This window comes from Mesorhizobium sp. M1A.F.Ca.IN.022.07.1.1 (assembly GCF_003997575.1).
In the GTDB taxonomy this organism is placed as follows: Bacteria; Pseudomonadota; Alphaproteobacteria; order Rhizobiales; family Rhizobiaceae; genus Mesorhizobium.
In genome coordinates, this window is the sequence record NZ_RZST01000329.1 from 1 (window position 1) to 6,397 (window position 6,397).

Sequence of the window (6,397 nt, forward strand, 5' to 3'; positions counted from 1 at the left end):
ACGCAGCATGGCCAAGGCGCGATGGCTGGGCACGTTCGCCCAGCGCTCGACATGATCGAAATAGTCGGAGAATTTCGCGCCCGCCTCCTGCTTGCCGTCGACGACCCTGGCGCGCAGGAAGGCGCGCTCCTTCATATAGGCGCGCAGCTTCCCGACCAGATCGGCATTCTCGGCGAACTGCTCCGACAGGATGTCGCGTGCGCCTTCGAGCGCCGCCTTGGCGTCGGGAACCTCGTCTGTGCGATAGGCTAGCGCGAGTTCGGCAGGCACCGCCGAACGGTCGGCGAGGATCGCCTCGGCCAGCGGCCCCAGTCCACGTTCCCTGGCGATCTCGGCCTTGGTGCGGCGCTTCGGCTTGTATGGCAAGTAGATGTCTTCGAGCTCGGCCTTGGTGGTCGCCGCCGCGATTTTTGCCTCGAGGTCCTCGGTCAGCTTGCCCTGCTCACGGATCGAACCGAGGATGGTGTCGCGGCGCGCATCGAGCTCGCGCAGATAGGCAAGCCGCTCGGAAAGGTCGCGCAACTGCGTGTCGTCGAGGCCGCCGGTGACCTCCTTGCGGTAGCGCGCCACGAAAGGCACCGTTGCGCCCTCGTCCAGCAGCCCGATTGCGGCTGCCGCCTGCTCCGGCCGCGAGCCGATCTCGGCCGCGATGATTGCTGCGATGCGCTTGATGTCCGATGCCATGCTGGTTCCTGCCGAAAAGAGCGGCGACAATAGGCCGGGACGACGGCTGCGCCAACCGCGCTGTCTCCACCCGACAGGAAAGCTCCACAGGAAACAGCTGCGAGGAAAGACCAGCCGAACGGCTCAAACCATCCGGCTCAGGGCCTCGAAGAAGGCGACTACATCGAGATCAAGCTGATCGTCGACCGGTTCCGGCTGCGACGACACCTTGGCGATGACCACCTCGTCGCTCGGGTTGACGTAGATCCACTGGCCGTGAATGCCGATGCCGCAGAAGGCGCCGCTTGGCGTGCCCATCTGGTACCATTTGTTGCGGTAGCGGCCCTTGGGGAAGAGGAACACCATCGTGCCGCGCCGCCAGGCTTCGTGGCTGCCGCCGCTGGCAACCGTGTCATGCACCCAGGTTTCCGGCACGATGCGGCGGCCATTGGCCGTGCCGCCCTGTCGCATCATTTCGCCGATGCGGGCAAGGTCGCGCGGCGTCATCGACATGCCGCCGGCGGTACGCGCCGTGCCTTCCATGTCGACCGTCACTGACATCTCGCTCGCGGCGCCCAGCGGCAGCCACAGTTTCTCGCTGAGCAAGTCGCTGACGCGTTTGCCGGATGCCCGCTCCACCAGGATGCCCAGCATATCCGAATTGGGTGAGCGATAACGGTAGGTCTGCCCATGCGGCTCGGCGAGCCGCGGCAACGTCAACAGAAACGCAGCGAGGCTTTCCGACCCGCCGCCTGGATTCCACAGTGTCGCGCGGCGATAGCGGGCGAAGGCGCTTTCCGGATCGAGATAGGCCTCCTCGAAGTCGAGGCTGACCGTCATGTCGAGCACATTGCGCACGCTCGCATCGCCATAGGCCGAGCCCTTGGCTTCGGGGATGTATTCTGTCACCGGCGCTTCCGGGTCGAACACTCCCTCGCCTTGCAGGATGCCGGCGAGGATCGCCGTCACCGACTTGCTGATCGAAAAGATGATGTGGCGCTGACCGAACGCCATATGCGGCGCCGACCAATCGCCGACCAGCCTGCCGCCCTTCAGGATCGTCAGCCCGTCAGTGTCGGAGCGCTTCAGGAATGCTTCGACTGTTTCGGCGCCGCCGGCCAAGGTGACTTTCTCCTCGAGCAGCGCGCCGAGCGATTTCACCTCTTCCTCGCCGCCGGGCGCGGCGGCAACGTGGACGCTCGGCACCAGTTCGCCGACATTCTGGAACGACCATTGGCTGAACGGCCTCAGCCGCCAATTATCGAGCCGCACATCCTTGCGGGCAAATCCGTATCTGGTCTCGAACGCGGTGTTGCCGGTCACGATTGTCTCCCGGTCGTCTATCTCTGACTTTCAGCCTAGCGCGGCGGCTATGGCGTGCACGGCCTTAAGCGTCGCCACCGAATAGGCGGCGTTGAGGAAATCCGGATAGGTCGAAAGCTTCACGACGACCATCCTGTGCTCCCAGCTGATATGGATCATCTGGCCAAACACGCCCTTGCACATCAGTGCGCGAGAGCGTGGATCCTCGATCCAGAACTGGTTGCGGTAGCTGCCGTCCGGAAGGCTCGGGCTGAAGTCCGGTCCGTGCTTGCCGCTGCGCGTCGCCTCGATCCACTCGGCAGGGATGACCCCGCCGCCATTGTCGAGGATCAACTGGCCGAAGCGGCCATAATCGCGCAGCGTCGCGTTGAAGCCGCCATCGGCCAGCGCATAGCCGGCGCTGTCGACTGTGAAACAGGCGCTCTCGTCGGCGCCGAGCTTTTGCCAGAGTTCTTCCGATGCCAGCTGCGCCAGGCGCTTGCCGCTCACCCGCTCCATGACGAAGGCAAGCACATCGGTCTCGATCGAGCGGTACTCGAAGGCCTCGCCATGTTCGCGCACCTTGTCCTTCAGGCGCAGGATCAGCTCGAACAGATGCGCGGGCCACCGGAAATCAGGATCGCTGCCCGGCGGGATCGGCTTCCAGCCGGTGGCGACATCGATCTGACCGATCTCGGAATAGCGATCCGTGTACTCTTCCGAGAAGCGCACGCCGGTCGTCATGTCGAGCACTTGCTGCACGGTGGCCCCGGTCCAGGCGGTCTCGCCGAGCTCCGGAAGATAATCCGTCACCAGCCTGGCCGGGTCGATCAGGCCGCGCCCGACCAGGATGCCGAACACCGATCCGGTGACCGACTTTGCCATCGACTGCGACAGATGCAGCGTGCGTTCGTCCATGCCGTTGAAGTAGCGCTCATAGGCGACCCTGCCGTCCTTCAACACCAGCAAACCGTCCGTGTAGGTCTCATCGAGCAGGCCCGCGAGCGTTGTCGGACGGCCCTCGCTATCCGCCACCGCCAGGTCGTCGAGATCGACCTCGGCGCGATCGAGCCGACGGCGATGACCTTGGCCGCGCCAGACCTCGACGGTCGGCAAAAACTCACGCACGTGCTGGAAGGCCCAGCGGCTCCACGGTGGCCGATCCCAGTCGAGCTTCGGCAGAGCCATGGCCGGCGGCGAGCCCTGCATGATCGGCGGCCGCGGATCGGAGTTGCGGTAAGATGTCATGAGAATTTCCCTATCGCCGCCTGCCGTTTTCCACTCACTTGGATGAGGAGCGGTCAGCACGGCGGGCGATAAGCCCCCGAATGGGCCTTTCGCGTGGCTCCGCCTTCTTCCCGTTCGCGCGGGAAGAAGGCGGAGTGCCGCTATTTCTGAACGTCCGTCCAGATGCGCGTGTAGAGTTGCTGCACCTCGGGCGAGCAGGGGGTGAGGAACTCGCCCGCTTTCTCCAGTTCCGGCGGTACCACCAGTTCGGGCGCATCCTTCATGTCGGCTGGCATGAACGCCTTCGAACCCTTGATACCATTGGCATATTTGGCGAAGGCGGAGATCATGGCGGCGTTCTCGGGATCCATGATGAAGTTCATGAACAACTTGGCGTTCTCGACATTCTTTGCATCCTTCAGGATGGCAACACTATCCATGAAAAAGGGGAAGCCCTCCTTCGGGTAGCCGAACTTGATGTCGGGGTTCTTGATGCGCGAGCGCATGATGGCGCCGTTCCAGTAGTACACGGCCGAGTAGTCGCCGGCCGGTAGCTTCTCGGTCACGCTGTAATCCATGGCCAGCCATTTCGGCTTGGCCTCCACTAGCTTGTCGCGCACTTTCTTGAGCAGTTCCTTGTCGTCCGTGCACCAGTCGCCGCCCAGATACTTGATGGTGGCGAACAGAACGTCGTTCATTTCCGGCGCGACGTTGATCTTGCCGACCAATTCCTTCGGCGGGTCGAGGAAGATGGCCGAGGTGTTGATGTCGCCGCTATAGACCTTTGTGTTGACGCCGATACCGGTCAGGCCCCACTGCCACGGAACCGTATAGTGACGGCCCGGGTCCCAGGGAACGTTCACCCAGCGCTCGTCGACATTCTTGAAGTTCTCCATCTGGTCGGGCCGGGCCTCGAGCAGAAGCCCTTCCTTCACCCAGATCGGCACGTAGTTGGCCGACGGCACCACAATGTCGAAGCCGTGACCACCGGCGCGTACCTTTGCTAGCGCGGTGTCGTTGGAGTCGTAGTCGGTGATCGTCACCTTGACCTTGTAGGCATCCTCGAACTTCTTGATCATCTCGGGGCTGGTGTAGTCGCCCCAATTGAAGATGTTGAGTTCGCCTTCCGCATACGCACTGCCCGCAAAAGCGAACAATGCGAATACCGCCGTAGCGGCCGTTATCTTCCTTTTCATTGCTATTCTCCCGTTTGGCAATCGTTAGTCATGGCTTGCGCCGATTGACGAAGTAGAACGCAGTTACGAGCACCACCGACAGCGCCAGGAATAGCGTGGCGATCGCATTGATTTCCGGGCTCGTTTCGCGCCGCAACTGGCCGAGCATGTAGGTGGGCAGCGTATCCTGCCCGCCGGACTTTACGAATTCGGTGATGACCACGTCGTCCAGCGAAATGACGAAGGCGAGCATGAAGCCCGCGATGATGGCCGGCCTCAAGAGCGGCAGCGTCACAAAGCGGAAGGCTTTCCAAGGCGTGGCGTATAGGTCAGCGGCTGCGCGCTCTAGCGTCAGGTCCATGCTCTCCAGCCGCGCCCGGATCGGCAGGTAGGCGAACGGGATGCAGAAGGCGGTGTGCGCGGCGATCAGGTAGCCGAGCCCTGAGTAACCGGTCCAGACCTTGATGCGCGAGAACACGATCAGGAGCGCGACGCCGGTGACTATCTCCGGCACCATCAGCGGCTGGTTGATGAAGGCGTACTTGAAGGTGAGGCCGGGATAGGGCCGCGTGCGGGTCGTGGCCAGCGCAGCCATGGTGGCGGCGATCGTCGACAGCGCGGCGGCCGAGACCGCCAGCACGAGCGAGCGGACGGAGGCATCCTGCACGGCCGAATTGTGCCAGGCCGAAATAAACCAGCGTAGTGAGACGCCATCCCAGCGCGAAAGCGAATCCGCCGCGTTGAACGAATAGGCGACGAGCGCCGCGATCGGCAGATAGAGCGCGAAGAAGGTCAGAAGCGCCATGAAGCCGAAGCCGGGCTGCGCCTGGATGTCGAACGGACGCTTAGCCATGGACACCCTCCGAACGGGATGCGTTGCGCACGTAGAACAGGAGCGCGATCATCACCAGCACCATGAGCGTAATCGAAATGGCCGCGCCCAGAGGCCAGTTACGACCCGCGCCGAACTGCAGTTCGATCAGGTTGCCGAGCATCATGTTCTTGCCGCCGCCCAGCACCCGCGGAATGACATAGGCCCCGAGCGAGGGAATGAAGACCAGTATCGAGCCGGCGATGACGCCGGGCTTGATCAGCGGGAAGATGATGCGGCGCAGGACCTGCCAGCGACCCGCGTAGAGGTCATATCCGGCCTCGACCAGCCTGAAGTCGAGCTTCTCCATCGAGGCGTAGATCGGCAGCACCATCAGAGGGAGGTAGATATAGATCATGCCGAGCAGGATGGCGGCGTCGGTATTCATGATCTGCAGCGGTTGCTTGATGATGCCGAGCGCCATCAAGGCCGTGTTGACCAGCCCTTCGTTGCGGATCACCTGCTGCATGGCGAAGGTGCGGATCAGGAGGTTCGTCCAGAACGGAATGGTGACGAGGAAAACCCAAACCTCGCGCGTCTTCGGCGGTCGCGTGGCGATGAAATAGGCCGTAGGAAAGCCGAAGAGCAACGTCAGCACGGTGGTGTAGAACGACAGGCTTATCGAACGCCAGAAGATGGTCAGATGCGCGTCCGCCAGACCCAGCGTGTCGTCGAAGATGTCACGCTGGAACAGGACCGATGTCCATCCGTCCAGCGAGAACGTGCCGACCTGCACGTCGCCATAGTCGCCCTTCAGCATGAAGGAATAGGCCAACATGACGAAAAGCGGCCCGATGGCGGCCAGGAGGATGATGACGAGCGCCGGCGCCGAGAGCAGCCAGCGGTCGCGTATGTCCCTAGCGTCGGCGGCGCGAGCAATTTCCTCGGCGTTGGCCATGAATGGAAGTCCTCTAGTCCTTCAGCGCTTGAGCGGCATTCGCGCCAATCGCGACGCCCGCGCGGCTGCCCGGCGCCAGCGCTTCGCCGCCTCCGCGGCTGTTCTGCCGCCGCACGATAAAGGCACTGCCGTCGTCGAGCTTGAGATGGAAATGCGTGTCAGTGCCGAGATAGACGACGTTCTCGACCGTGCCCCTGAGCGAAGCGTTGGCGTCCGCCGGACCGATCTGAGCGTGCTCCGGCCGCACCACCAGCGTAACGC

The 6,397-nt window shown here is 63.0% G+C and carries 7 protein-coding genes; all 7 read right to left on the bottom strand.

Features of this window, described 5'->3' with window-relative positions:
* The coding region (locus EOA75_RS26650; protein ID WP_281058563.1) for a Tex-like N-terminal domain-containing protein at positions 1-684 on the bottom strand (684 nt) is incomplete at its 3' end.
* Positions 685-807: 123 nt separating this feature from the next.
* Complete coding sequence (locus EOA75_RS26655) at positions 808-1,986, bottom strand: serine hydrolase (protein WP_127325556.1); 1,179 nt, start codon at positions 1,984-1,986, stop codon at positions 808-810.
* Between the two features lie 30 nt (positions 1,987-2,016).
* Entirely contained in the window at positions 2,017-3,213 is a 1,197-nt protein-coding gene (locus EOA75_RS26660; protein WP_127325557.1) for a serine hydrolase, read from the bottom strand.
* A 140-nt stretch (positions 3,214-3,353) separates the two neighbouring features.
* Positions 3,354-4,388: an extracellular solute-binding protein gene (locus tag EOA75_RS26665; protein WP_127325558.1), complete on the bottom strand. Its 1,035-nt coding sequence runs from the start codon at positions 4,386-4,388 to the stop codon at positions 3,354-3,356.
* Positions 4,389-4,416: 28 nt separating this feature from the next.
* On the bottom strand, positions 4,417-5,220 hold the full coding sequence (locus tag EOA75_RS26670) for an ABC transporter permease (protein WP_095823377.1): 804 nt from the start codon (positions 5,218-5,220) through the stop codon (positions 4,417-4,419).
* Complete coding sequence (locus EOA75_RS26675; protein WP_095823378.1) at positions 5,213-6,136, bottom strand: ABC transporter permease; 924 nt, start codon at positions 6,134-6,136, stop codon at positions 5,213-5,215. The genes EOA75_RS26670 and EOA75_RS26675 overlap by 8 nt, the downstream gene beginning before the upstream one ends.
* Before the next feature lie 13 nt (positions 6,137-6,149).
* On the bottom strand, positions 6,150-6,397 hold a 248-nt coding region (locus EOA75_RS26680; RefSeq protein ID WP_127325559.1), incomplete at its 5' end, for a TOBE domain-containing protein.

Coding starts and splice junctions, on each gene's coding strand:
- EOA75_RS26665 (WP_127325558.1), bottom strand. CDS start 4,388: ATGAAAAGGAAGATAACGGCCGCTACGGCGGTATTCGCATTGTTCGCT.
- EOA75_RS26670 (WP_095823377.1), bottom strand. CDS start 5,220: ATGGCTAAGCGTCCGTTCGACATCCAGGCGCAGCCCGGCTTCGGCTTC.
- EOA75_RS26675 (WP_095823378.1), bottom strand. CDS start 6,136: ATGGCCAACGCCGAGGAAATTGCTCGCGCCGCCGACGCTAGGGACATA.
- EOA75_RS26660 (WP_127325557.1), bottom strand. CDS start 3,213: ATGACATCTTACCGCAACTCCGATCCGCGGCCGCCGATCATGCAGGGC.